Source organism: Pseudomonas brassicae (assembly GCF_010671725.1).
GTDB lineage: Bacteria > Pseudomonadota > Gammaproteobacteria > Pseudomonadales > Pseudomonadaceae > Aquipseudomonas > Aquipseudomonas brassicae.
In genome coordinates this window covers 1-750 of record NZ_JAAHBU010000206.1, presented here as the reverse complement: position 1 = coordinate 750, position 750 = coordinate 1, and the positions used below count along the sequence as shown (strand labels likewise).

Genomic DNA, 750 nt, shown 5'->3' with positions numbered 1-750 from the left:
CACCAACGATGGCGGCAGTGGCATGCTGCGCGCACTGGGCCTGCAACTGTTCGACGCCGAGGGCCGTGCACTGCAGCCAGGCGGCCTGGCCCTGGCGCAGTTGGCGCGCCTGGACGCCAGCGCACTCGACCCGCGCCTGGCCGAGGTGCAGGTGCAGGTAGCTGCGGATGTCGACAACCCGCTGTGCGGGGCCAACGGTGCTTCGGCCATCTTCGGCCCGCAGAAGGGCGCAAGCCCCGCGCAGGTGGCACTGCTGGACCAGGCGCTGGGGCACTTTGCCGATCATTGCGCGCCGTTGCTGAAACAGGACGTGCGCAATTTTCCCGGGTGCGGTGCGGCGGGCGGCATGGGCTTTGCGGCCAAGGCGTTCCTGAACGCGCAGTTTCGCGCGGGTATCGAGGTGGTGGCGGAGCTGGCCGGGTTGGAGCAGGCGGTACGCGATGCCGATCTGGTGATCACCGGGGAAGGGCGCTTCGATGCGCAGACCCTGCGTGGCAAGACGCCGTTTGGCGTGGCACGCATTGCCAAGCGCCATGGGGTTGCGGTGGTGGTGATTGCCGGCACCTTGGGCGAGGGCTATCAGGACCTGTATGTACATGGCATCGATGCGGCCTTTGCCGTGACCAGCGGGCCGATGAGCTTGCAGCAGGCGTGTGCGCAGGCGGCGCCGTTGTTGCGTGATCGGGCGCGGGATATTGCACGGTTGTGGGCCTTGCACCAACGCTGATATCGCCTTCGCTGGCAAGCCAG

At 67.7% G+C, this 750-nt stretch carries 1 protein-coding gene; it reads left to right on the top strand.

Annotation, left to right across the window (positions count from 1 at the left end; all coding sequences use genetic code 11):
• On the top strand, positions 1-727 hold a 727-nt coding region (locus G3436_RS15175; protein WP_163946369.1), incomplete at its 5' end, for a glycerate kinase family protein.
• Positions 728-750: the final 23 nt, after the last annotated feature.